The following is a 23,010-nucleotide window of genomic DNA, read 5'->3' on the forward strand; positions in this document are numbered from 1 at the left end:
TGATCGCTCGCGAAATTTGTATAGCTTTTATGCGCCATCGGAGGGCGTAACGCGCCAGAACGGTGCAGAAATTGCACTATCGGCAGGATCTGTTGCAGTAATGGGTGGAACATACGCAGCGGCGGCAGTCAGCGGGAGGAAATTCTGCTACCATCCTTGCACTATTCACCTTGCACTGGCAGCGACTATGAAATTTGTCTCTTTTAATATCAACGGCCTGCGCGCCCGCCCTCATCAACTCCAGGCTATCGTTGAAAAACATCAGCCTGACGTCATTGGCCTGCAGGAGACAAAAGTTCACGACGATATGTTCCCCCTCGAAGAGGTGGCAAAACTGGGTTACAACGTCTTTTATCACGGCCAGAAAGGTCACTACGGCGTGGCCCTGCTGACCAAAGCGGCGCCTGTCTCGGTACGTCGCGGTTTCCCGGGGGATAACGAAGAGTCCCAGCGCCGTATCATCATGGCGGAAGTGCCCTCCCCGCTGGGTAATGTCACCGTGATCAACGGTTACTTTCCCCAGGGCGAGAGCCGCGACCATCCGCTGAAATTCCCGGCCAAAGAGAAGTTCTACCAGGATCTGCAGTCATTGCTGGAAACGGAGCTGCAAAAAGATCATCCGGTGCTGATCATGGGCGATATGAACATCAGCCCGACCGATCTGGATATCGGCATCGGCGAGGACAGCCGCAAGCGCTGGCTGCGCACCGGGAAATGTTCTTTCCTGCCGGAAGAGCGCGAGTGGATGGGGCGTCTGCTGGGCTGGGGTCTGGTGGATACCTTCCGCAACGCCAACCCGGAAACCCACGATCGCTTCTCGTGGTTTGACTACCGCTCTAAAGGTTTTGATGATAACCGCGGCCTGCGCATTGACCTGCTGCTGGCAAGCAGCCCGCTGGCGGAGCGCTGCATCGAAACCGGGATCGACTATGAGATCCGCAGCATGGAAAAACCGTCCGACCACGCCCCAGTCTGGGCGACCTTCGACGTGAAATAAATGGCTGTACGTCCCGGTAAAGTTCTGCTTATTTGCGCCCTTCTGGGCGCTTTTACCCTTCTTTTTAGGCTACTGCCGCCCGGCACGCTGACGCTGGAAAACCTTCAGGCGCAGCATCAGGCCCTGCAGCTATACTGCCAGCAGGCGCCGCTGAAAAGCGCCATACTCTTTTTCCTTCTCTATGTGCTGGTCACTACCCTGTCGCTGCCAGGCGCCGCGGTGTTAACCCTGCTCGGCGGGGCGCTGTTTGGCCTGTGGCCGGGGATTGTGCTGGTGTCGTTCGCCTCGACGCTGGGGGCCACGCTGGCGATGCTGAGCAGCCGCTACCTGCTGCGGGACTGGGTGCAGCGCCGTTTTGCCGGGCCAATGCGCACGGTTAACGAAGGTGTCTCGCGGGACGGGGCGTTCTATCTCTTTGCCTTGCGCCTGATGCCGCTGTTCCCGTTCTTTGTGGTCAACCTGCTGTCGGGGATCGCCCCGATCGGATTGTGGCGCTACTGGTGGGTCAGTCAGCTCGGCATGCTGCCAGGGGCAATCGTCTATCTTAATGCCGGACACCAGCTGGGGCAGATCGCCGCGCTGCGTGATATCCTTTCACCCGGCGTGGTCATTGCCTTTACGCTACTGGGGCTGCTGCCGCTTATCACCCGCTGGCTGTTCGCCCGCTTTTCCCGCACTTCTTCATAACAGAGAGGCACTATGCGCCGTGTGCGTTTTTGCATGTTGTTAACGGGCCTGCTGATGGCAGGACACGCGCTGGCCGATGAGGGCTGGCAGAAAATCAAAGAGGAGGCCCAGGGCCAGACCGTCTGGTTTAACGCCTGGGGCGGCGATGAGGCGGTGAACCGCTACCTGGACTGGGTGAGCGGGGAGATGAAAAGCCACTACGCCATAAACCTGAAGATTGTCCGTCTGGCGGATGCCGCCGACGCGGTGAAGCGCATCCAGACCGAGGCCAGCGCCGGGCGCAAAACCAACGGTTCGGTGGATCTACTGTGGGTCAACGGCGAGAACTTCCGCACCCTCAAAACCGCCGGGCTGTTGCAGACCGGCTGGGCGCAAATGCTGCCTGACTGGCGCTATGTGGATACCGCGAAACCGGTGACGGAGGATTTTGCCATCCCGACCGAGGGAGCCGAGTCTCCGTGGGGCAGCGCCCAGCTGACCTTTATCGCCAGCCGCAAGAGCCTGCCGCAGCCGCTGGCTGACCCGCAGGCGCTGCTGGCGTACGCCACGCAACATCCCGGCACCATCACCTATCCGCGCCCGCCCGACTTTACCGGCACCGCGTTTCTGGAACAGCTTCTGCTGACGCAAACCCCCCAGCCGGAGGCGCTGAAACAGCCGCCGGACAGCGCCACCTTTGCCCGGGTGACCGCGCCGCTCTGGACTTATCTCGATAAACTACATCCGTACCTGTGGCGCGAGGGTAAAGACTTCCCGCCTTCGCCGGCGCGGATGGATGCCCTGCTGGCCAGCGGCAATTTAAACCTGTCGATCACCTTTAACCCGGCCCACGCCCGGCAGAAAGTGGCCAGCAAAGCGCTGCCCGCAGACAGCTACAGCTTTGGTTTTCAACAGGGGATGATCGGCAACGTACATTTTGTGGCGATCCCGGCCAACGCCTCCGCCAGCGCGGGGGCGAAAGTCGTCGCGAATTTCCTGCTCTCGCCGCAGGCACAGATCCGCAAGGCGGACCCGGCTAACTGGGGCGATCCCACTGTGCTGGATCCTCAAAAACTCCCGGCGGCAGCGGCGGATAAATTGCGCCAGTTTATGCCGGCTGAGCTTCCGCCAACGCTCGCTGAACCACATGCCGCCTGGGTGAATGCGCTGGAGCAGGAATGGCTGCGTCGTTACGGCACCCACTAAGCGGGCTTGCCTGGCTGCTGATGGCGGCGGTGTACCTGCCGCTGCTGCCCGCCTTCGGCCTGCTGCTGCCCCCGATCTTCTCCCTTGATAACTGGCGGGCGCTGGCCGCCGATCCGCAGATCCCGCAGGCGCTGGCCGCCACGCTGGTTTCCACTCTGATTGCCGCCGCCGGGGCGCTAATGCTGGCCCTGGCGGTGGTGGCCGCGCTGTGGCCCGGCAGCCGCTGGCGACGCCTGTGCAACCATCTGCCGTGGCTGCTGGCGATCCCCCACGTGGCGTTTGCCGTCAGCGTGCTGCTGATATTTGCCGAAGGGGGAGAACTCTACCGCCTCTGTTCTCTCTGTTCACCGATAGTGGATCGCTACGGGATCGGGCTGGGGCTGACCCTCGCCGTCAAGGAGAGCGCCTTTGTGGTCTGGGCGATTTACGCCTCGCTGCCGGAAAAAGAGCTGGCGCAAAAGGTGACGATCCTGCGATCGCTGGGTTACGGACGCTGGCAGGCGCTGCGCTGGCTGATCCTGCCCGCCATTGCGCCTGCTCTGGGGGCTGTGATGCTGGCGGTGATCGCCTGGTCGCTGTCGGTGGTGGATGTGGCCCTGATCCTCGGGCCGGGTAATCCCCCCACCCTGGCGGTGCTGGCGTGGCAGTGGCTGACGCAGGGGGACAACGTCCAGCAGGCCAAGGGGATGCTGGTGTGCGTGATCCTGCTTCTGCTGCTGGAGCTGATTGCCATCGCGATATTTATCAGCTGGCGGCGCTGGCGAACCACCATTCCGGCCATCTCCGGGGAGCGCCCGATGCCGCGTCCGCTGCTAACAGGGCGAGCCTGCGGCCTGCTGCTCCCCCTGGCCGGGATCGCCAGCATCGCGGTGCTGGTTCTGGTGGCGGGCAATGCCAGCGTTTCGCGGGAGACGGCCGGGGTGAGTCTGACGCTGGGGCTGCTCTCAGCGGGGATAGCGCTGGGGATGATCCTGCTCTGGCTCGAATGGGGCCCGCAGCGCGGGGGATTCTGGGTCTGGTTGCCGCTGGCCCTTCCCGCCCTGCCGCTGGTGGCCGGGCAGTACCGGCTGGCGCTGCTGTTGCAGCTGGACGGGCAGTTTGTCGCCGTGCTGTGGGGACATTTACTGTGGGTGCTGCCGTGGATGCTGCTGGTGATGCAACCGGCGTGGCGCAGGCTCGATCCGCGCCTGATCCTGACAGCCCGCACCCTCGGCTGGGGATCGCTTAAAATTTTCTGGCTGATCAAATGCCCGCAGATGATCCGCCCGGCACTGACGGCGTTTGCCGTCGGCTTTTCCGTCAGCGTGGCGCAGTATCTGCCCACCCTGTGGCTGGGTAGCGGACGGTTTGCCACCCTCACCACCGACGCGGTGGCGCTCAGCAGCGGCGGCAGTAGCGCGGTGCTGGCAGCCCAGGCGCTCTGGCAACTGCTGCTGCCGATGCTGATTTTCGCCGCCTGCATTTTGCTTTCCCGGCTGGTTGGCCGTTTTCGACAGGGGTTACGTTAATGCTTGTGGTCAAGGATGTTTCGCTCTCTCTGCGTCAGACGGCGCTGCTGCACAACATCAGTTTTTCGGTGGTGCCCGGCGAAATCCTCACCCTGATGGGCCCTTCCGGCAGCGGCAAATCGTCTCTGTTTGCCTGGATGGTAGGTGCCCTGCCCGCTGATTTTCGCGCCGAAGGGGAGCTGTGGATCAACGCCCGGCGCTGCGACACGCTGCCCACCGAACAGCGCGGCCTGGGTCTGCTGTTTCAGGATGCACTGCTTTTTGATCATTTCAGCGTTGGGCAGAATTTGCTGCTGGCGCTTCCGGCGTCCATCAAAGGAGAGCAGCGTAAACAGCAGGTAATCGCGGCGCTGGATGCCGCCGATTTGCCCGGTTTCTTTCAGCGCGATCCCGCCACGCTGTCCGGCGGACAGCGCGCCCGGGTCAGCCTGCTGCGCGCGCTGCTGGCCCGGCCCCAGGCGCTGCTGCTTGATGAACCCTTTAGCCGACTGGATAAAACGCTGCGCGACCAGTTTCGCCGCTGGGTATTTGCCGAAGTGCGCGCCCGGCGCATTCCCGTCGTTCAGGTGACCCACGATGAAGAGGATATTCCTGCTGCGGGTCGGGTGCTGGCGATGGAGAAGTGGCAATGAATCCCATGGCAACCTGCGCAAACGCAACGTTTTTTGTCGGGAGGATTGCCACAATCACCGCTCTTTTTTCTTACGACGGGCATTTCGATGAAACGTGTTTCTCAACTGACCGCGCTGACCGCCGCGTTAGGTCTCGCCTCTTTCTTCTCTTTTGCCGCTGATATGGCGCCTTCCCTCACGCTCAAAGAGCTTCAGCAGCAGAAAGGTGCGGTGATCGATACCCGCATCAGCGCCTTTTACAACGGCTGGCCCCAGACGCTGAACGGCCCATCCGGACATGAGCCTTCGGCTCTTAACCTCTCTGCCAGCTGGCTGGGTGCCATGTCTGAGGCGCAGCTGAAAGCCTGGGCCATGCGGCATCAACTGACGCTGACCACCCCCATCGCATTATATGGCAGCGAGAGCGATAACCAGGCCGTGAAGGCGCGGCTGACTGATGCAGGCTTCAGCCACATCACCCTGCTCGGTGATGCCCTGCAAACCTCGTCTCGCCTGCAGCGTCTCGCCCATTTCGAACAGCTGGTCTATCCCCAGTGGCTGCATCAGCTCCAGCAGGGAAAAACGGTCCCTGCCGCCCCTGCCGGCGAGTGGAAAGTGATTGAGGCCGCCTGGGGCGCGCCGAAATTTTACCTGTTGAGCCACATTCCCGGCGCGGACTATATCGACACCAACGAAGTGGAAAGCGAGCCGCTGTGGAACAAGGTCTCTGATGCCGATCTGAAGGCGATGCTGGCGAAACACGGCATCCGCCATGACACCACGGTGATCCTCTACGGACGCGATGTCTACGCCGCCGCGCGCGTGGCGCAGATCATGCTGTATGCCGGCGTGAAAGATGTACGCCTGCTGGACGGCGGCTGGAAAGCGTGGGATGACGCGAAGCTGCCGGTCGAGCGCGGCACGCCCGACAAGGTCAAACCCGCCGCCGACTTTGGCGCGCCGATCCCCGGTCAGCCGCAGCTGATGCTGAGCACCGAACAGGCCCGCGGCCTGCTGCATCGTCAGGACGCTTCGCTGGTGAGCGTTCGCTCGTGGCCGGAGTTTACCGGTGTCACCAGCGGCTACAGCTACATTAAACCTAAAGGGGAGATCCAGGGTGCCCGCTGGGGCCACGCCGGAAGCGACTCGACCCATATGGAGGATTTCCATAACCCGGACGGCACCATGCGCAGTGCGGATGATATCGCCAGGATGTGGAAGCAGTGGAACATTCTGCCAGATCAGCAGGTGGCCTTCTACTGCGGCACCGGCTGGCGGGCATCAGAAACCTTTATGTATGCCCGGGCGATGGGCTGGAAACATATCGGCGTCTATGACGGCGGCTGGTATGAGTGGAGCAGCAACCCGCAGAACCCGGTAGTGGCTGGGGAACGCGGGTCAGACAGCTCGCGGTGATCACGGCTGGCGCTGAACCTCCTTCAGCGTCAGATACCCGCTCCAGATGCGCGTTGTGGTGGTGAGCCAGCACAACGCGCCAAACACCCACGCCAGCCACCCGAAATGCGCCGGGAACAGGCAAAAGAGCACGAACAGCAGCAGCGTTTCCGTCCCCTCCGTCAGGCCACCCAGATAGTAAAACGACTTGTGGGCATAGCCTGGATTGTCTATCTCATGCTTCGCGGCCAGGGTAGCAAACGCCAGAAAACTGCTCCCAGTGCCGATAAAGGCAAACAGCAGCCAGGCGGCAGGCAGCGAATTGTTAACCGGATCCGCCAGGGCAAAGCCAAAGGGCACCAGGGCATAGAAGAGGAAATCGAGGGAGATATCGAGAAAGCCTCCGGCATCGCTCAGCCCGCGCCGCCGGGCCAGCGCGCCGTCCAGCCCATCGAGCAAGCGGTTCAGCGCAATGGCCACCAGCGCCGCCAGGTACCAGCCCAGCGCCAGAAACGGCAGCGCCAGTACCCCGATGGCAAAGCCCATCAGCGTAATACCGTCCGGGGTGATGCCCGGTTTATCCAGGGTTGCGACCAGCCGGTTGAGCAGCGGCTTGATGCGCGGATGAAGGTGGCGGTCAAGCATCCTGTTTTTCTCCTCTTATCGCGCACAACCCCTGGGAGGGGATATCCAGCGCCGCGTTAAAGCGGGCGGATAAATTCTGAAAACCAATCAGCGCCGTCATCTCGGTAATCGCCTCGTCATTGAAGTACTGGCGCAGCGCCGCTTTGGTGGCCTCATCCACCACCGGCGGCGTGGCGGTAACGGCTTCCGCATAGGCCAGCGCGGCGCGCTCCTTATCGCTGAACAGGCTGCTGTCGCGCCATGTCGCGACGGCCTGCACCTTATCCAGCCCGCCGCTGCGTTCCGCCAGGCGCAGCGCGTTGGCATCGATGCAAAAGGCGCAGTGGCAGATCTGCGAGACGCGGGTCATCAGCAGCGAACGCAGTACCGGCTCAAGGGGCGATTTTTTGCGTTCCAGAAAGCCTACAAACAGCGCCACCAGCCAGAACAGCCGGGGCATTCTTCCCCACCAGCGCAGCGGATTAAGCACTGCGCCATAATGTTTTTTCTGCATTGCCGCGACAGGCGTTAGAATGGTGGGAATGGATTCGATGGGTTTAACCCAGACGGGTGGTCTCTCGTTCACAGGATGCTCCTGGCGTGTTAAGTGCGCAGATCCTAACTCTTTTTCTTTTATTCATTATTGACGACCATGCTAAAAACACTCGATGTTGTCTGCGCTATTCTCGAACGGGATGGCAAAATTTTACTGGCGCAACGCCCGCTGCATGCGGATCAGCCCGGTCTGTGGGAGTTTGCCGGGGGAAAAGTGGAGGCGGGGGAAACCCAGCCCGCGGCATTAGTGCGTGAACTGCGCGAGGAGTTGGGCATTGAGGCCTGCCCCGCAGAGTATATCGCCAGCCATCAACGGGAAGTGTCCCAGCGACTGATTAACCTACACGCCTGGCACGTCGCGGAATTCACCGGCACGCCGGAAGCGCGCTATCACAGCCAGCTGGTATGGTGTTCACCGTACGAGGCGCTGGATTACGACCTCGCCCCGGCAGATATCCCTTTGTTACAGGCGTTTATTCTCTTACGCGACGCCACACCAGCGGATTCGTACTCAGGGCGTTAGGATCGCGCTGGCACTGCAACAATACCCCCTCGGCTTTTACCACCGCCCCTTCTGAATAGTTCTGATCCTGATAGATACAGCACTGGTTACACGGCGGTGGACGCTGACCGCTGGAGCTGAAGATCTCCGGCGGGATATTCACATCCACCCCGGTTCCAAACCGCTGATCGGCCTGACTGCCAGCCGCGAAAACCCCAAGCAAAACAGCCATCACAATACGCTTCATCGACGCTTCTTCCTGTTATGTCCTGATATTCACTATAACGGTAAAAACAGCGCGAAGCTTTAATCCCCCCTCGGTCATCGTTTTTTATTATGACCCGGCGCGTTTAATGAATTTAACTTGAGGACGAAATTTAGCTTGCGTCACAAAGCCTGTCGGGTGGTATAGTCGAAAAACACAACATCACGAAGATATTTGTTACAAATTAAATAATCCCAATATATTAGAGGAACTTATAGTTATGGACCAGGCTTGCTCCCTTGACTCCTTTCTGAATCGTGTTCAGCAGCGTGACCCGCATCAGAGCGAATTTGCTCAGGCCGTCCGCGAAGTGATGACCACTCTCTGGCCATTTCTGGAACAAAATCCCCGCTATCGTCAGATGTCCCTGCTTGAGCGCCTGGTTGAACCTGAACGCGTGATCCAGTTCCGCGTGGTCTGGGTTGATGACCGCAACCAGGTACAGGTTAACCGTGCCTGGCGCGTACAGTTCAACTCGGCGATCGGCCCGTTCAAGGGGGGCATGCGTTTCCATCCGTCGGTAAACCTGTCGATTCTGAAGTTCCTCGGCTTTGAACAGACCTTTAAAAATGCCCTGACCACCCTGCCGATGGGCGGCGGCAAAGGCGGCAGCGATTTTGATCCGAAAGGCAAAAGCGAAGGTGAAGTGATGCGTTTCTGCCAGGCGCTGATGACGGAACTCTATCGTCACCTGGGCGCCGACACCGACGTACCGGCTGGCGATATCGGGGTTGGCGGACGCGAAGTGGGCTTTATGGCCGGGATGATGAAAAAACTCTCCAACAACAGCGCCTGCGTCTTTACCGGTAAAGGCCTCTCCTTCGGCGGCAGCCTGATCCGCCCGGAAGCCACCGGTTACGGTCTGGTCTATTTCACTGAAGCGATGCTGAAGCGTCATGGGATGAGCTTTGAGGGCATGCGTGTCGCCGTATCCGGCTCCGGCAACGTGGCTCAGTACGCTATCGAAAAAGCGATGCAGTTCGGCGCACGCGTCATCACCGCCTCCGACTCCAGCGGCACCGTGGTGGATGAAGCGGGCTTTACAACCGAAAAACTGGCGCGCCTGTGCGAAATCAAAGCCAGCCGCGACGGTCGCGTGGCCGACTATGCCCGTGAATTCGGTCTGACCTACCTTGAAGGCAAACAGCCGTGGTCAGTGCCGGTGGATATCGCCCTGCCTTGCGCCACCCAGAACGAACTGGATGTCGAGGCGGCGCGCCAGCTTATCGCCAACGGCGTGAAAGCGGTAGCTGAAGGGGCCAACATGCCCACCACCATTGAAGCCACCGACCTGTTCCTCGAAGCGAACGTGCTGTTTGCCCCGGGTAAAGCGGCTAACGCGGGCGGCGTGGCGACCTCTGGCCTCGAGATGGCGCAAAACGCCGCTCGCATGGGCTGGAAGGCGGAGAAAGTGGATGCGCGTCTGCACCATATCATGCTGGATATTCACCACGCCTGCGTCGAGTACGGTGGGGAAGAGAAGCAGACCAACTACGTTCGCGGCGCGAACATCGCCGGGTTTGTGAAGGTCGCCGATGCGATGATGGGTCAGGGTGTGATCTGATTCTGTGGCTGTGCCGGGTGGCGGCTACGCCTTACCCGGCCTACAAAAGTACGAACCGTAGGCCGGGTAAGCGCAGCGCCACCCGGCAATTTTTTACGCCGCACTCTTCTTCTTAAACTTTTTCTTCTTGTCGCCGCCCGGTGCCACCATGCCGCGAAAATCCCTCACCGACGTGTTTCGCGCCTGGTTGATCAGATCGAACAGCGTACCCACCAGCGGCTGCATAAAGTCCTGATAGCGACACTGCTTTTCGCTGATCTGAGTCAGCACCGACTCCCAGTGGGCGGTCATGTCTGGCCTCGCGGCCATCTCCGGCAGGGAGTGGATCAGCGCCCTTCCGGCATCCGTCGAGTGGATATAACGCCCTTTCTTGTGCAGAAAACCGCGTTTGAACAGCAGCTCAATGATCCCGGCGCGGGTCGCTTCGGTTCCCAGGCCGTCAGTGGCGCGGAGGATCTTCTTCAGATCTTTATCCTGCACAAAGCGGGCGATACCGGTCATCGCGGAGAGCAGCGTGGCGTCGGTAAAGTGCCGCGGCGGCTGGGTCTGTCGCTCCACCACTTCGCCCCTCTCGCACAATAACTCGTCATTTTTTGCCACCACCGGCAACGGCGTACCGTCGTTCTCCTCGTCCCGCTCTTTATTGCCCAGCAGCGTACGCCACCCTGCTTCCGCCAGAAAACGCGCCTTGGCAATAAACTTGCCTTTGGCGATCTCCAGCTCAATGACGCACTTGCGGAACACCGCATCGGGGCAGAACTGCATCAGATACTGGCGGGCCACGAGGGTATAAATCTTCGATTCGTTATCCGTCAGGTTGACGGAACTGCTGCGCGCGGTGGGAATGATGGCGTGGTGGGCATCCACCTTTTTATCGTCCCAGCAGCGGTTGCGGGTATCCGGGTTGACCACCGGCTGTGGCACGAGATCGGGGGCGTGTACGGCAATGGCGTTCAGCACCGCGTGGCGCCCGGCGAAATGCTCTTCCGGCAGGTAGCGGCTGTCGGAACGCGGGTAGGTAATGAGTTTGTGCGTCTCGTACAGCTTCTGGCAGATATCGAGTACGTTTTGCGCGCTCAGGCCGTAGCGTTTTGCCGCCTCGATCTGCAAAGCAGAGAGGGAGAACGGCAGCGGCGCGGGTTCTGATTCCCGTTTATCGTTATAGCTGGTGACGACGGCGGGCTGGCCCTGGATGCGGGTCACCACGTGATCGGCCAGCGGACGATGCAGCAGACGTCCCTCTTCATCCTGGTAGGGTTCACAGGCCTCACTCGGCTGCCAGACTGCGGTAAAGCGTTCGTCCTTCGGGGTGACGATATGGGCTTTCACCTCGAAGAAGTCTTTGGCGACAAAGTTCTCGATCTCTTCGTCGCGACGCACCACCAGCCCCAGCACCGGCGTCTGCACCCGGCCAACGGAGAGCACCCCCTGGTAACCCGCGTTGCGCCCGAGGATGGTATAGGCGCGGGTCATGTTGATGCCGTAGAGCCAGTCGGCGCGGGCGCGGGCCAGCGCCGACACGCACAGCGGAACAAACTCGCTGTTGGCGCGCAGACGGGTGATGGCCCGCTCTACCGCCTGCGGGTTGAGGTCGTTAATCAGACAGCGCTGCACCTGCTGGCGTTTTTCCGGCGCCAGACTCAGGTAATCCAGCACCTCGTCCACCAGCAGCTGCCCTTCCCTGTCCGGGTCACCGGCGTGGATCACCTCGGATGCCTCGTTCAGCAACCGCTTAATGACGTTGAGCTGTTTGGTGACCGACGGGCGCGGCTGCAGCTGCCACTTCTCCGGCACGATGGGCAGATCGTTAAGATTCCAGCGCGCATAGCGGCTGTCGTAGGCGTCCGGCTGGGCCTGCTCCAGCAGGTGGCCGATACACCAGGTGACCACCTGGCCGTTTCCGCACTCAATGTAGCCGTCACCCTTGCGATGCGGTTTGGGTAAAACGTCCGCAATCGCCCGGGCAAGGCTGGGTTTTTCGGCAATAAATAACCGCATTGAATTAACGGATCTCAATCATCGGACGGCCACCGCGGGCGGTCACCAGCTCGCCAATGGCGGTCAGGGTAATACCGAACTCGGCGGCGGTCGCGCGCACTGCCTCTTCGGCGTCCGGCGTCACGGCCAGCAGCAGGCCGCCGGAGGTCTGCGGGTCGCACAGCAGATCGCGCCACTCGGCAGGCATCTCGCCCATCAGATGGCCGTAGCTGGCGAAGTTACGCTGCGTGCCGCCCGGGACCGCGCCTTGCGCAATGTAGGCTTCCACGCCCGGCAGCTTCGGCACGTCCTGATACCAGACCTGCGCCTGAACGCCTGCGCCCTGGCACACTTCGCTCAGGTGGCCCAGCAGGCCAAAACCGGTGACGTCGGTCATCGCCTTCACCCCCTCGATGTCGGCAAAGGCAGCACCGGCAAGGTTCATCTGGCACATCACCTCTGTTGCCAGCCCTTTGTGCTCAGGCAACAGCAGCGATTTTTTCTCGGCGGTGGTGAGCACGCCAATGCCCAGCGGCTTGGTGAGGAACAGCTTGCAGCCCGCTTCCGCGGTGCTGTTGCGCTTGACGCGCTCCGTTGGCACCACGCCGGTCACCGCCAGGCCAAAAATCGGCTCCGGGGCATCAATGGAGTGGCCACCCGCCAGGGCGATCCCCGCCTGCTGGCAGGCGAAACGCCCGCCCTCGATTACCTCGCGGGCGATCTCCGGGGCCAGGGTGTTAATCGGCCAGCCAAGGATCGCAATCGCCATGATCGGCTTGCCGCCCATTGCAAAAATGTCGCTGATGGCGTTCGTGGCCGCAATGCGCCCGAAATCGTAGGGATTGTCTACGATCGGCATAAAGAAATCGGTGGTGCTGATAATGCTGGTGCCGTTACCCAGATCGTAGACGGCAGCATCATCGCGGGTTTCATTGCCAACAAGCAGGTTCGGGTCGATAAACTTCGCCTGCTCGCTGTGCAGAATGGTTTCCAGCACTTTGGGGGAAATTTTACAACCGCAACCGGCTCCATGGCTGTATTGCGTTAAACGAATAGCTTGCTCGCTCATGACAATCTCCTTTCATTACAATTGCACTATGTTAGCGCTCATTCCATTAAGTGATAAGTATGACTGTCTGAATTCTGCTGCACTTGCTCAGGATCCAGACAGTTTTATGCCATTAATCAGAAACGGGTGACAAAAGGCGCGGTGTCAGGCACGGAAACGGTGGTGGAGGCTTTAAGCTGCGGGGTGCCCAGATAGAGGAAACCGACGATTTTATCATCTGCGCCGCAGTCGAGGCCTTCCCGCACGACCGGGCTGTCGGTCAGTGCGCCGCTACGCCAGATACCGTTATAGCCCTGGGCGACTGCCGCCATCTGCATCGCCATGACCGCGCAGCCCGCGGACATCTCCTGCTCCCACACCGGCACTTTGTGCTGCGGCTGGCATTTAGCGACCACGGCGATGATCATCGGGGCGCGGAACGGTGCGTTACGGGCTTTCTCAATCGCTTTTTCATCCTGCCCGGCGGCAACAGCGCCCTTCTCCAGCAGGGTGCTGAAGCGCTCGCGCCCTTCCCCTTCGATGATAAAGAAGTGCCACGGCTGCAAGGTACCGTGATCCGGGGCGCGCATTCCGGCGCGAAGAATATTCTCCAGCTGTTCGCCTGCTGGCGCGGGCTCCGCCAGACGCGCTGCGCTACGACGGTTAACAAGCAGTTCGAGTGCATCCATTGGGTTAACTCCTGTCTTGAAATTTACTCAAAATTAACACGACGGCAGATTTTGTTACAGCGTAGCAGGCGATTCCTGCTGACAAGTGACGGTCGGGTCATTACGATAGCCCGACAACGCCGTCCAGTAGCGACGGAATAGGTAATTATCTGGACAGGGAGAATACATGCGAACCCTCTGGCGACTGTTTGCCGGCTTTTTTAAATGGACGTGGCGACTGCTCAATTTCGTCCGCAACCTGGTGATGAACCTCTTTTTCATCCTGTTTGTGATAGTTTGCGTCGGTGTCTGGATGCACCTCAGCGCCTCCAGCCAGAGTCAGAGCGCCGGGCGTGGCGCGCTGCTGCTGGATATCGCTGGCGTGGTGGTGGATAAACCGTCCACCAGCAATCGCCTTGGCGTGCTGGGCCGCCAGCTGTTTGGTGCCAGCGGTGACCGTCTGCAGGAAAACTCACTGTTCGATATCGTCGACGCCATTCGTCAGGCGAAGGACGATCGCAACATTACCGGCATCGTGCTGGATCTGAAAAATTTTGCCGGGGCAGATCAGCCTTCGATGCAGTATATCGGTAAAGCGCTGCGGGAATTCCGCGACAGCGGCAAACCGGTGATTGCGGTAGGCGATAACTACAGCCAGGGGCAGTACTATCTGGCGAGCTTTGCCAATAAAGTGTGGCTCTCGCCGCAGGGCACCGTCGATCTGCACGGTTTTGCCACCAACGGCCTCTATTACAAATCGCTTCTCGATAAGCTGAAGGTCACCACCCACGTCTTCCGCGTCGGGACCTATAAATCTGCCGTTGAGCCATTTATCCGCGACGATATGTCCCCTGCCGCCCGTGAAGCGGACAGCCGCTGGATTGGCGAACTGTGGCAGAACTACCTCAGCACCGTGGCCGCTAACCGCCAGATCACCACCGGGCAGGTCTTCCCGGGCGCGCAGGGCGTGCTGGATGGGCTGCGTAAGGTTGATGGCGATACCGCGAAATATGCGCTGGATAACAAGCTGGTGGATGCCCTGGGCTCAAGCGCCGAAATTGAAAAGTCCCTGACCAAACAGTTCGGCTGGAGCAAAGAGGAGAAGAACTACAGCGCCATCAGCTTCTATGATTATCAGGCGAAAAAACGAGCCGATACCGGGGACAGCATCGCTGTGGTCTTCGCGAACGGCGCGATCATGGATGGCGAAGAGACGCCGGGCAACGTTGGGGGCGATACCACTGCCGCGCAGATCCGCGACGCGCGCCTCGACCCGAAAGTGAAAGCGATTGTGTTGCGGGTTAACAGCCCGGGCGGCAGCGTCAGCGCATCGGAAGTGATCCGCGCTGAGCTGGCAGCCGCGCGCGCCGCCGGGAAACCGGTAGTGGTCTCCATGGGCGGTATGGCAGCATCCGGTGGCTACTGGATCTCCACCCCGGCGAACTACATCGTGGCGAACCCGAGCACCCTTACCGGCTCCATCGGCATCTTCGGGGTGATTAACACCGTTGAAAACAGCCTCGACTATCTGGGGGTGCATACCGATGGCGTCGCCACGTCGCCGCTGGCCGACATTGCCGTAACCAAAGCGTTACCGCCGGAAGTGTCGCAGATGATGCAGCTTAGCATTGAGAATGGCTATAAGCGCTTTATCACCCTGGTGGCCGACTCCCGTAAGCGGACCCCGGAGCAGATCGACCAGATTGCCCAGGGTCACGTCTGGACAGGTCAGGATGCGAAGAGCAACGGTCTGGTGGATAACCTGGGCGACTTCGATGATGCCGTCGCCAAAGCCGCTGAACTGGCGAAGCTGAAGCAGTGGCACGTCGATTTCTATCAGGATGAGCCGACCTTCATGGATCTCGTGATGGACAGCGTCTCCGGCTCGGTAAAAGCCATGCTGCCAGACGCGCTGCAGGCTTACCTGCCCGCTCCGGTCGCCACGGCGGCGAAAGCGGTCAAAGCCGAGGGCGACAAGCTGGCCGCCTTCAACGATCCGCAAAACCGCTACGCGTTCTGCCTCACCTGCGCTAACGTACGGTAATTCCCATCCCCTCTTCCGCGAAGAGGGGATTTTTCTTTGAAGCAAACGAACCTTACATCATGCAAAAGAAATCAATTTATGTGGCCTATACCGGCGGTACCATCGGTATGCAGCGTTCGGAAAATGGCTACATCCCGGTATCTGGCCATCTGCAGCGCCAGCTGGCATTAATGCCTGAATTCCATCGCCCGGAGATGCCGGACTTCACCATTCACGAATATGATCCGCTGATGGACTCATCCGACATGACCCCGGAAGACTGGCAGCACATCGCCGACGACATTAAAGCGCATTACGACGACTACGACGGCTTTGTGATCCTGCACGGCACCGACACCATGGCGTTTACCGCCTCGGCGCTCTCCTTCATGCTGGAAAACCTCAGCAAGCCGGTGATCGTCACCGGATCGCAGATCCCGCTGGCGGAGTTGCGTTCCGACGGGCAGATCAACCTGCTTAATTCCCTCTACGTGGCGGCCAATTTCCCGATCAACGAAGTGAGCCTGTTCTTCAATAACCGGCTCTACCGCGGAAACCGCACCACCAAGGCCCACGCCGACGGCTTTGATGCTTTTGCCTCACCGAACCTCACGCCACTGCTGGAAGCGGGTATTCATATTCGCCGCCTCGGTACGCCTCCGGCGCCGCACACCTCCGGCGAGCTGGTGGTCCATCCGATCACCCCGCAGCCCATTGGCGTGGTGACGATCTACCCCGGTATCTCCGCCGAGGTGGTGCGTAACTTCCTCCGTCAGCCGGTGAAAGCGCTGATCCTGCGCTCCTACGGCGTGGGTAACGCCCCGCAGAACGGCGAGTTCCTGAAAGAACTTCAGGAGGCGAGCAGCCGTGGGATTGTGGTGGTGAACCTGACCCAGTGTATGTCCGGTAAAGTAAATATGGGCGGCTACGCCACCGGTAACGCCCTGGCGCAAGCGGGGGTAGTGAGCGGATTCGATATGACGGTCGAGGCCACGCTGACTAAACTTCACTACTTACTCAGTCAGGATCTGGATGTGCAGGCGATCCGCACCGCGATGATGCAAAACCTGCGTGGCGAACTGACGCCAGACGAATAAGGAGTTCCTATGAAGCAACGAGCCCTGTTACTGGTCGATTTACAGAATGATTTTTGCGCGGGCGGCGCGCTGGCGGTGGCCGAAGGCGACAGTACGGTAGACGTCGCCAACGAATTGATTGCGTGGTGTAAGGCGCGCGGTGAAGCGGTGGTTGCCAGCCAGGACTGGCACCCGGCGGATCACGGCAGTTTTGCCAGCCAGCATGACGTTGAGCCCTTTACCGAGGGCGAACTGGACGGCCTGCCGCAGACCTTCTGGCCCGATCACTGCGTGCAGCATACCGAAGGCGCAGAGCTGCATCCCCTGCTTAACAGCAAAGCCATTGACGCGGTGTTCCAGAAGGGTGAAAACCCTGACATCGACAGCTACAGCGCCTTTTTCGACAATGGGCACCGGCAAAAAACGGGGCTGGATCAGTGGCTGCGCCATCACGAAATTGTGGAGCTGATTGTGATGGGGCTGGCGACGGACTACTGCGTAAAATTTACCGTGCTGGACGCGTTGCAGTTGGGCTACCGGGTGAACGTCATTACCGACGGTTGTCGTGGGGTGAATATTCAGCGCCAGGATAGCGCCCAGGCGTTTATGGATATGGCGGCGGAAGGTGCGACGCTGTATACGCTGGCGGACTGGCAGGAGACGCAGGCCTGATAGCCTTGTGCCGGGTGGCGGCTACGCCTTACCCGGCCTACAAAACCCTCAGGCCCGTGCAAGCGCCAGCGCCGCCGGGCAAAACCCCGCCAACCGTAGGCCCGTGCAAGCGCAGCGCCGCCGGGCAAAACCCCGCCAACCGTAGGCCCGTGCAAGCGCAGCGCCGCCGGGCAAAACCCGCCATCCGTCGGCACGTGCAAGCGCAGCGCCACCGGGCATAATTCTCATTAAGTCTCATAAAGTGAACTGCCTCGCACTCTCAGCGAGACGGCAATGTTATTCTTTTTTGGCACTTTTTTCGCCACGCCCTTACGTGGCGTGCTTTTTTTACCGTCAAAATTGAAGAGGAATTGCTATGAAACGTTTGCCCTTGCTGGCAGCTTTACCCCTGCTCTGCGCATCCATTGCTTCCGCCAGTTCGCTGATGTCCGTCGGCTATTTTAACGGTGGCGGCGACGTCACTGCCGGGCCGGGCGGGGATATCAATAAACTCGATGTTCGCCAGATCACCCACCTGAACTACTCCTTTGGCCTGATCTATAACGACGAGAAAGACGAAACCAATCCGGCGTTAAAAGACCCGGCCAGACTGCATCAAATCTGGTTATCTCCTAAGGTTGAAGCCGATCTGGCTTTGCTCCCTGTCCTGCGTAAACAGAACCCTGCCCTTAAGGTGCTCCTCTCTGTTGGCGGCTGGGGGGCTCGTGGCTTCTCGGGCGCGGCATCCACCCCGGAGACCCGCGCAGTGTTTATCCGCTCCGCACGGGCGATCGTAGAGAAATATGGCCTCGACGGGATCGATCTCGACTGGGAGTTTCCGGTTAACGGCGCATGGGGGCTGGTCGCCAGCAAGCCAGAAGACCGGGCTAACTTTACCGCCCTGCTGAAAGAGCTGCGTAGCGCGTTCGGGGATAAAAAACTGGTGACCATCGCGGTGGGCGCCAACGCCGAGAGCCCAAAAAGCTGGGTGGATGTGAAGGCAGTGGCGCCCCTGCTCGATTACATCAACCTGATGACCTACGACATGGCGTATGGCACCCAGTATTTTAACGCCAACCTCTATGACTCCAGCGCCTGGCCGACCGTTGCCGCCGCGGATAAATATAGCGTCGACTTTGTGGTGAACAACTATCTGGCCGCCGGGCTGAAGCCACAGCAGATGAATCTCGGTATCGGCTTCTATGGTCGCGTGCCGAAACGTGCCGTCGAGCCAGGTATCGACTGGAGCAAACCGGACGCGCAGAAAAATCCCGCGACCCAGCCCTACTTCAGCGCACAGCAGATCGCCCTGTTCAAATCACTGGGCTACGATCTGACCAAAGACACCTACGTGAAATACAACGACATTGTGAAGACGTTTTTAAACGATCCGCAGAAACGGTTTACCGAACAGTGGGACGATGAGGCGAAAGTGCCGTGGCTGTCGGTGAAGTCCGATAACGGCAATCCGCTGTTTGCCCTGTCGTATGAAAACCCGCGCTCGGTGGCGATCAAAGCCGAGTACATCAAAGAGAAAGGTCTGGCCGGAGCGATGTTCTGGGAGTACGGCGCGGATGATAACAACCAGCTGGCGAAGCAGCTGGCCGAGTCGCTGGGGATAAAACACCCGTAACGTTAAACAGGCCCGGTGAGCCATTCACCGGGCTGCAATGGTTCTGATTACTGGACCTTCAGCGTCGCAATCGGCTTCGGTGCAATACCAAAATCTTCCTTCAGCTGCTGTTTGCTTTTCATCACCATCTGGCCCTGGGTGTCGATGGTCATATGCTGCGCTTCGGTGTTATTGCGCGCCTGCCAGAGCATCACCAGCTGCAGGCAATTCTCTTTCTGCTCCGGGGTCAGGGCCACGCCATCGGCCCATTTGCCAAGCTCTACCGCCGTGACCAGACGCTGATACACTTCCGGCGTCATGCCATTGATCATCTCTTCAATATTCATGTTAAATCGGGCTCCGAAGGAATAATTTGCTGAATCGATTTTTCAGCCTTTCGTCTGGTCGCCATTCTCGTCGTCGGTGAAGCTTAAGGAGGCGGAATTGACGCAAAAACGCTCGCCTGTCGGCTGTGGGCCATCCGGGAAGACGTGACCGAGATGGGCGTCACAGTTTCCGCAGCGGATCTCGATGCGCTCCATACCATGGCTGAGGTCCTTCAGATAGTGAATAGCCTCTTCACTGACCGGTTCATAGAAGCTTGGCCAGCCACAGCCAGAATCGTATTTACTCTGGGAGCTAAACAGCGCAGTGTCACAGACCAGGCAGTGGTAAACACCATCCCTTTTGTTATGCAGCAGACGCCCGGTGAATGGCGGTTCCGTCCCGTGATTTTGCGTCACGTAGAACTGCATTTCGGTGAGGTTTTTTTTCAATTCATCGGAGTTATGTTGATTCGACATAGGCTTACATCTCGCAGTTGAAACAGACAACTTTTACAGCCGATTCTAACAAAACATTAACACTGAAGTATGAACTTTTGATCTAAACTTACTCGTTGCGCAGAAGCGGTCAGACAAATGTGATCTACTCCACGTTTTTATGTGGGCAGCCCTTTAAAATTCCGTGCGCAGGCCCCATATGGGTGCAAGCTCCAAGGGAATGTGAGGTAGGTCAATCGAGCAAAGCTAATGCTAAGGATTGATTTGTCGCAATGATTGACACGATTCCGCTTGACGCTGCGTAAGGTTTTTGTAATTTTACACGCAACCTTTTATTCACTAACAAATAGCTGGTGGAATATATGACTATCAAAGTAGGTATCAACGGTTTTGGCCGTATCGGCCGTATTGTTTTCCGTGCTGCGCAGGAACGTTCTGACATCGAAATCGTTGGCATCAACGATCTGTTAGACGCTGAGTACATGGCATACATGCTGAAGTACGACTCAACTCACGGTCGTTTCAACGGCACCGTTGAAGTGAAAGACGGCCACCTGGTTGTTAATGGCAAAACCATCCGTGTTACTGCTGAAAAAGACCCAGCTAACCTGAAATGGAACGAAATCGGTGTTGACGTTGTTGCTGAAGCAACCGGTATCTTCCTGACCGACGAAACTGCGCGTAAGCACATCACCGCTGGCGCGAAAAAAGTTGTTCTGACCGGTCCTTCCAAAGACAACACCCCAATGTTCGTTCGTGGTGCTAACTTCGAAACTTACGCTGGCCAGGACATCGTTTCTAACGCATCCTGCACCACCAACTGCCTGGCACCGCTGGCAAAAGTTATCAACGACAACTTCGGCATCGTCGAAGGTCTGATGACTACTGTTCACGCAACCACCGCGACTCAGAAAACCGTTGACGGCCCGTCTCACAAAGACTGGCGCGGCGGCCGCGGCGCAGCTCAGAACATCATCCCATCTTCTACCGGCGCAGCTAAAGCTGTAGGTAAAGTTCTGCCAGAACTGAACGGCAAACTGACTGGTATGGCGTTCCGCGTTCCAACTCCAAACGTATCTGTTGTTGACCTGACCGTTCGTCTGGAAAAAGCAGCAAGCTACGAAGAAATCAAGAAAGCAATCAAAGCGGCTTCTGAAGGCCCAATGAAAGGCGTTCTGGGTTACACCGAAGACGACGTTGTTTCTACCGATTTCAACGGCGAAGTTTGCACTTCCGTGTTCGATGCTAAAGCAGGTATCGCACTGAACGACAACTTCGTGAAACTGGTTTCCTGGTACGACAACGAAACCGGCTACTCTAACAAAGTTCTGGACCTGATCGCTCACATCTCCAAATAAGTGAGATGAGAAATTGATCCAAAAAGGCGACCCTGGTCGCCTTTTTTTTGCTTTAAAGACAGAGGATTGCGTAATGATTAAAACAATTTTTGCACTTCCGGTAGTCGAACAGCTTACCCCTGTGCTTTCCCGCCGTCAGATTGACGATGTTGAAGTGATCGTAGTTGACCATCCGCAGGTTCAGGCTTCTGTTGCCCTGCACGGCGCGCACCTGCTCTCCTGGCAGCCGGAAGGTGAAATGGAAGCGCTGTGGCTAAGCGATAACACCTCTTTCAAAAAAGGGGCCGCTATTCGCGGCGGCGTACCAATCTGCTGGCCGTGGTTTGGCCCGGCGGCGCAGGAGGGTCTGCCGTCGCACGGTTTTGCCCGCAACCTGCCGTGGACGCTGAAAGCCCACAACGAAGATGAGTCCGGCGTGGTGTTAACCTTTGAGCTGCAAAGCGATGATGAAACGCGCAAACTCTGGCCGCACGACTTCACTCTCTATGCCCGCTTTAAGCTGGGTAAAACCTGCGAGATCGAACTGGAAGCGCACGGTGAATTTGAAACCACTTCCGCCCTGCACACTTACTTCAACGTCGGCGATATCGCTGCCGTCACCGTGAACGGCCTTGGCGATACCTTTATCGACAAAGTGGATAATGCGAAAGAAGGCCGACTGACCGACGGCGCGCAAACCTTCCCGGATCGTACCGACCGCGTCTATCTGAACCCGGAAGCGTGCAGCGTTATCGAAGATACCTCCCTGAACCGCGCCATTGAAGTAATTCATCACCACCACAGCAACGTGGTTGGCTGGAACCCTGGCCCGGCGCTGTCAGTCAGCATGGGCGATATGCCGGATGACGGTTATAAAACCTTTGTCTGCGTAGAGACCGCCTGCGTCAGCGAACCGCAAAAAGCGACGGAAGAGAAACCGACCCGTCTGGGACAAACCATTCACATTGTGAAGCGTTAATGCCCTGCCCTTGCCCTCTCCATGCTGAGAGGGCATGACGCACACTTCACACCACGTCTAATGCCGTTTTGTTTTTCGGCGCCGGGAAGGCGGCATCCAGCTTCTGTAACGCCTCTGCTGAGAGGGTAATGCCCAGCGCGCCCGCGTTCTCTTCCACATGCATGATTGATGACGCCTTCGGGATCGCCATCACCCCAGGGTGACCGATCACCCACGCCAGCAGCACCTGGGCCGCCGTGGCGTTGTACTCTCTGGCAATCGCATTGACCACCGGGTGATTCATCAGCCCGGCGCGCAGTCGCCCGGCCTGCGCCAGCGGGCAATAGGCCATCACCGGCATCTGCTGTTGCTGGCACCAGGGCAACAGATCATATTCGATACCGCGTGAGGCCAGATGGTAGAGCACCTGATCGGTGGCACAGGCCTGCCCGCCCGGCACCTGTCCCAGCTCCTGCATATCCGCATAATCAAGGTTCGAGACGCCCCAGCGGCCAATTTTGCCCTGCTGTTGCAGCGTCTCCATCAGTTCGACAGTCTCTGCCAGAGAATAATTTCCCCGCCAGTGCAGCAGATAGAGGTCAATATGATCGGTGCCCAGACGGCGCAGGCTGGCTTCGCAGGCGGCAATCCCTTTTTTGCCACCGGCATTCCACGGGTAGACTTTGGAGACCAGAAAGACCTTATCGCGCAGGCCTTTAATCGCCTCGCCAACCACCTCTTCCGCGCCGCCCTCGGCATACATCTCCGCGGTATCGATCAGGGTCAGCCCCCGCTCAATGCCTGCCCGTAAGGCATCGCTCTCCTGGCGGCGCCGGCTTGCCTTTTCACCCATATACCAGGTGCCCTGACCGATGGCCGGAAGCACCCTGTTGTCGCCAAAGTTGACGGTTTTTTCGCTCATAATACGCTCCTGTTTGTCTGCACCACCCTAAAACAAACGGGGCCCGAGGGCCCCGTTATGATG

23 protein-coding genes are annotated in these 23,010 nt (G+C 58.9%); 14 read left to right on the forward strand and 9 right to left on the reverse strand.

Features of this window, described 5'->3' with window-relative positions; translation table 11 throughout:
* Positions 1 to 187: 187 nt before the first annotated feature.
* The 6 genes from xthA to ACT3IC_RS22485 all read left to right on the forward strand — a co-directional run bounded on the left by xthA (position 188) and on the right by ACT3IC_RS22485 (position 6,404).
* A complete protein-coding gene (gene xthA / locus ACT3IC_RS22460; protein WP_156654345.1) occupies positions 188 to 997 on the forward strand; it encodes an exodeoxyribonuclease III in 810 nt (269 codons plus the stop codon).
* Positions 998 to 1,684 (forward strand): TVP38/TMEM64 family protein, encoded by a 687-nt coding sequence (locus ACT3IC_RS22465; protein WP_473479473.1) that lies wholly within the window; start codon positions 998 to 1,000, stop codon positions 1,682 to 1,684. It abuts the gene before it with no gap.
* 21 nt (positions 1,685 to 1,705) lie between these two features.
* Positions 1,706 to 2,869, forward strand: coding sequence for an ABC transporter substrate-binding protein (locus ACT3IC_RS22470; protein ID WP_473479523.1), 1,164 nt, complete (start codon positions 1,706 to 1,708; stop codon positions 2,867 to 2,869).
* Positions 2,842 to 4,377, forward strand: a complete 1,536-nt coding sequence (locus ACT3IC_RS22475; RefSeq protein ID WP_420193033.1) for an ABC transporter permease family protein — start codon at positions 2,842 to 2,844, stop codon at positions 4,375 to 4,377. Before ACT3IC_RS22470 ends, ACT3IC_RS22475 begins: the two co-directional genes overlap by 28 nt.
* Positions 4,377 to 5,009 (forward strand): ATP-binding cassette domain-containing protein, encoded by a 633-nt coding sequence (locus ACT3IC_RS22480; RefSeq protein WP_159339084.1) that lies wholly within the window; start codon positions 4,377 to 4,379, stop codon positions 5,007 to 5,009. The genes ACT3IC_RS22475 and ACT3IC_RS22480 overlap by 1 nt, the downstream gene beginning before the upstream one ends.
* An 87-nt stretch (positions 5,010 to 5,096) precedes the next feature.
* Complete coding sequence (locus tag ACT3IC_RS22485; RefSeq protein WP_473479476.1) at positions 5,097 to 6,404, forward strand: sulfurtransferase; 1,308 nt, start codon at positions 5,097 to 5,099, stop codon at positions 6,402 to 6,404.
* On the opposite strand, the gene ACT3IC_RS22490 is transcribed toward ACT3IC_RS22485, so the two are convergent.
* Complete coding sequence (locus tag ACT3IC_RS22490) at positions 6,405 to 7,028, reverse strand: CDP-alcohol phosphatidyltransferase family protein (RefSeq protein WP_473479479.1); 624 nt, start codon at positions 7,026 to 7,028, stop codon at positions 6,405 to 6,407. It abuts the gene before it with no gap.
* Positions 7,021 to 7,593, reverse strand: coding sequence for a carboxymuconolactone decarboxylase family protein (locus tag ACT3IC_RS22495; protein ID WP_473479482.1), 573 nt, complete (start codon positions 7,591 to 7,593; stop codon positions 7,021 to 7,023). The genes ACT3IC_RS22490 and ACT3IC_RS22495 overlap by 8 nt, the downstream gene beginning before the upstream one ends.
* Before the next feature lie 66 nt (positions 7,594 to 7,659).
* Here ACT3IC_RS22495 and ACT3IC_RS22500 point away from each other — a divergent pair, with 66 nt between their 5' ends.
* On the forward strand, positions 7,660 to 8,085 hold the full coding sequence (locus ACT3IC_RS22500) for a pyrimidine (deoxy)nucleoside triphosphate diphosphatase (protein ID WP_263950935.1): 426 nt from the start codon (positions 7,660 to 7,662) through the stop codon (positions 8,083 to 8,085).
* On the opposite strand, the gene ACT3IC_RS22505 is transcribed toward ACT3IC_RS22500, so the two are convergent.
* Positions 8,036 to 8,311, reverse strand: a complete 276-nt coding sequence (locus tag ACT3IC_RS22505) for a YnjH family protein (RefSeq protein WP_114387331.1) — start codon at positions 8,309 to 8,311, stop codon at positions 8,036 to 8,038. The genes ACT3IC_RS22500 and ACT3IC_RS22505 overlap by 50 nt on opposite strands.
* A 238-nt stretch (positions 8,312 to 8,549) precedes the next feature.
* Between ACT3IC_RS22505 and gdhA the strand changes: the two genes are divergently transcribed.
* Positions 8,550 to 9,893, forward strand: coding sequence for an NADP-specific glutamate dehydrogenase (gene gdhA / locus ACT3IC_RS22510; protein ID WP_180209540.1), 1,344 nt, complete (start codon positions 8,550 to 8,552; stop codon positions 9,891 to 9,893).
* A 93-nt stretch (positions 9,894 to 9,986) separates the two neighbouring features.
* Here the strand turns inward: gdhA and ACT3IC_RS22515 are convergent, their stop codons facing one another.
* From ACT3IC_RS22515 to ACT3IC_RS22525, 3 genes are all read right to left on the reverse strand, one after another.
* Positions 9,987 to 11,891 (reverse strand): DNA topoisomerase III, encoded by a 1,905-nt coding sequence (locus ACT3IC_RS22515; RefSeq protein ID WP_156654343.1) that lies wholly within the window; start codon positions 11,889 to 11,891, stop codon positions 9,987 to 9,989.
* Positions 11,892 to 11,895: 4 nt separating this feature from the next.
* Positions 11,896 to 12,939, reverse strand: a complete 1,044-nt coding sequence (gene selD, locus ACT3IC_RS22520) for a selenide, water dikinase SelD (protein ID WP_159339088.1) — start codon at positions 12,937 to 12,939, stop codon at positions 11,896 to 11,898.
* 116 nt (positions 12,940 to 13,055) lie between these two features.
* Complete coding sequence (locus tag ACT3IC_RS22525) at positions 13,056 to 13,607, reverse strand: NAD(P)H nitroreductase (RefSeq protein WP_180209537.1); 552 nt, start codon at positions 13,605 to 13,607, stop codon at positions 13,056 to 13,058.
* A gap of 166 nt (positions 13,608 to 13,773) precedes the next feature.
* On the opposite strand from ACT3IC_RS22525, the gene sppA reads away from it, so the two are divergent.
* The 4 genes from sppA to chiD all read left to right on the forward strand — a co-directional run bounded on the left by sppA (position 13,774) and on the right by chiD (position 18,969).
* Positions 13,774 to 15,630 carry a signal peptide peptidase SppA gene (gene sppA, locus ACT3IC_RS22530; RefSeq protein WP_159339089.1) on the forward strand — a complete coding sequence of 619 codons (1,857 nt, stop codon included), beginning with the start codon at positions 13,774 to 13,776 and terminating at the stop codon, positions 15,628 to 15,630.
* A 59-nt stretch (positions 15,631 to 15,689) separates the two neighbouring features.
* The gene (ansA, locus tag ACT3IC_RS22535) at positions 15,690 to 16,706 is read left to right on the forward strand and encodes an asparaginase (RefSeq protein WP_103179260.1); all 1,017 of its coding nucleotides are present in this window, start codon (positions 15,690 to 15,692) and stop codon (positions 16,704 to 16,706) included.
* A 9-nt stretch (positions 16,707 to 16,715) separates the two neighbouring features.
* The gene (gene pncA / locus ACT3IC_RS22540; RefSeq protein WP_103179259.1) at positions 16,716 to 17,357 is read left to right on the forward strand and encodes a bifunctional nicotinamidase/pyrazinamidase; all 642 of its coding nucleotides are present in this window, start codon (positions 16,716 to 16,718) and stop codon (positions 17,355 to 17,357) included.
* A gap of 355 nt (positions 17,358 to 17,712) precedes the next feature.
* Positions 17,713 to 18,969: a chitinase ChiD gene (gene chiD, locus ACT3IC_RS22545; RefSeq protein WP_159339090.1), complete on the forward strand. Its 1,257-nt coding sequence runs from the start codon at positions 17,713 to 17,715 to the stop codon at positions 18,967 to 18,969.
* Positions 18,970 to 19,016: 47 nt separating this feature from the next.
* Here the strand turns inward: chiD and ACT3IC_RS22550 are convergent, their stop codons facing one another.
* Positions 19,017 to 19,295, reverse strand: coding sequence for a YeaC family protein (locus tag ACT3IC_RS22550; RefSeq protein WP_103179257.1), 279 nt, complete (start codon positions 19,293 to 19,295; stop codon positions 19,017 to 19,019).
* 42 nt (positions 19,296 to 19,337) lie between these two features.
* Positions 19,338 to 19,751 (reverse strand): peptide-methionine (R)-S-oxide reductase MsrB, encoded by a 414-nt coding sequence (gene msrB / locus ACT3IC_RS22555; RefSeq protein ID WP_473479493.1) that lies wholly within the window; start codon positions 19,749 to 19,751, stop codon positions 19,338 to 19,340.
* A 341-nt stretch (positions 19,752 to 20,092) separates the two neighbouring features.
* Between msrB and gapA the strand changes: the two genes are divergently transcribed.
* Positions 20,093 to 21,088: a glyceraldehyde-3-phosphate dehydrogenase gene (gapA, locus tag ACT3IC_RS22560; protein ID WP_103179255.1), complete on the forward strand. Its 996-nt coding sequence runs from the start codon at positions 20,093 to 20,095 to the stop codon at positions 21,086 to 21,088.
* 73 nt (positions 21,089 to 21,161) lie between these two features.
* A complete protein-coding gene (locus tag ACT3IC_RS22565) occupies positions 21,162 to 22,046 on the forward strand; it encodes a D-hexose-6-phosphate mutarotase (protein ID WP_103179254.1) in 885 nt (294 codons plus the stop codon).
* 46 nt (positions 22,047 to 22,092) lie between these two features.
* Here ACT3IC_RS22565 and ACT3IC_RS22570 read toward each other — a convergent pair whose 3' ends face one another.
* Positions 22,093 to 22,947, reverse strand: coding sequence for an aldo/keto reductase (locus tag ACT3IC_RS22570; RefSeq protein ID WP_159339092.1), 855 nt, complete (start codon positions 22,945 to 22,947; stop codon positions 22,093 to 22,095).
* Positions 22,948 to 23,010 lie beyond the last annotated feature (63 nt).

This window comes from Leclercia sp. GHBNCSD (assembly GCF_055805075.1).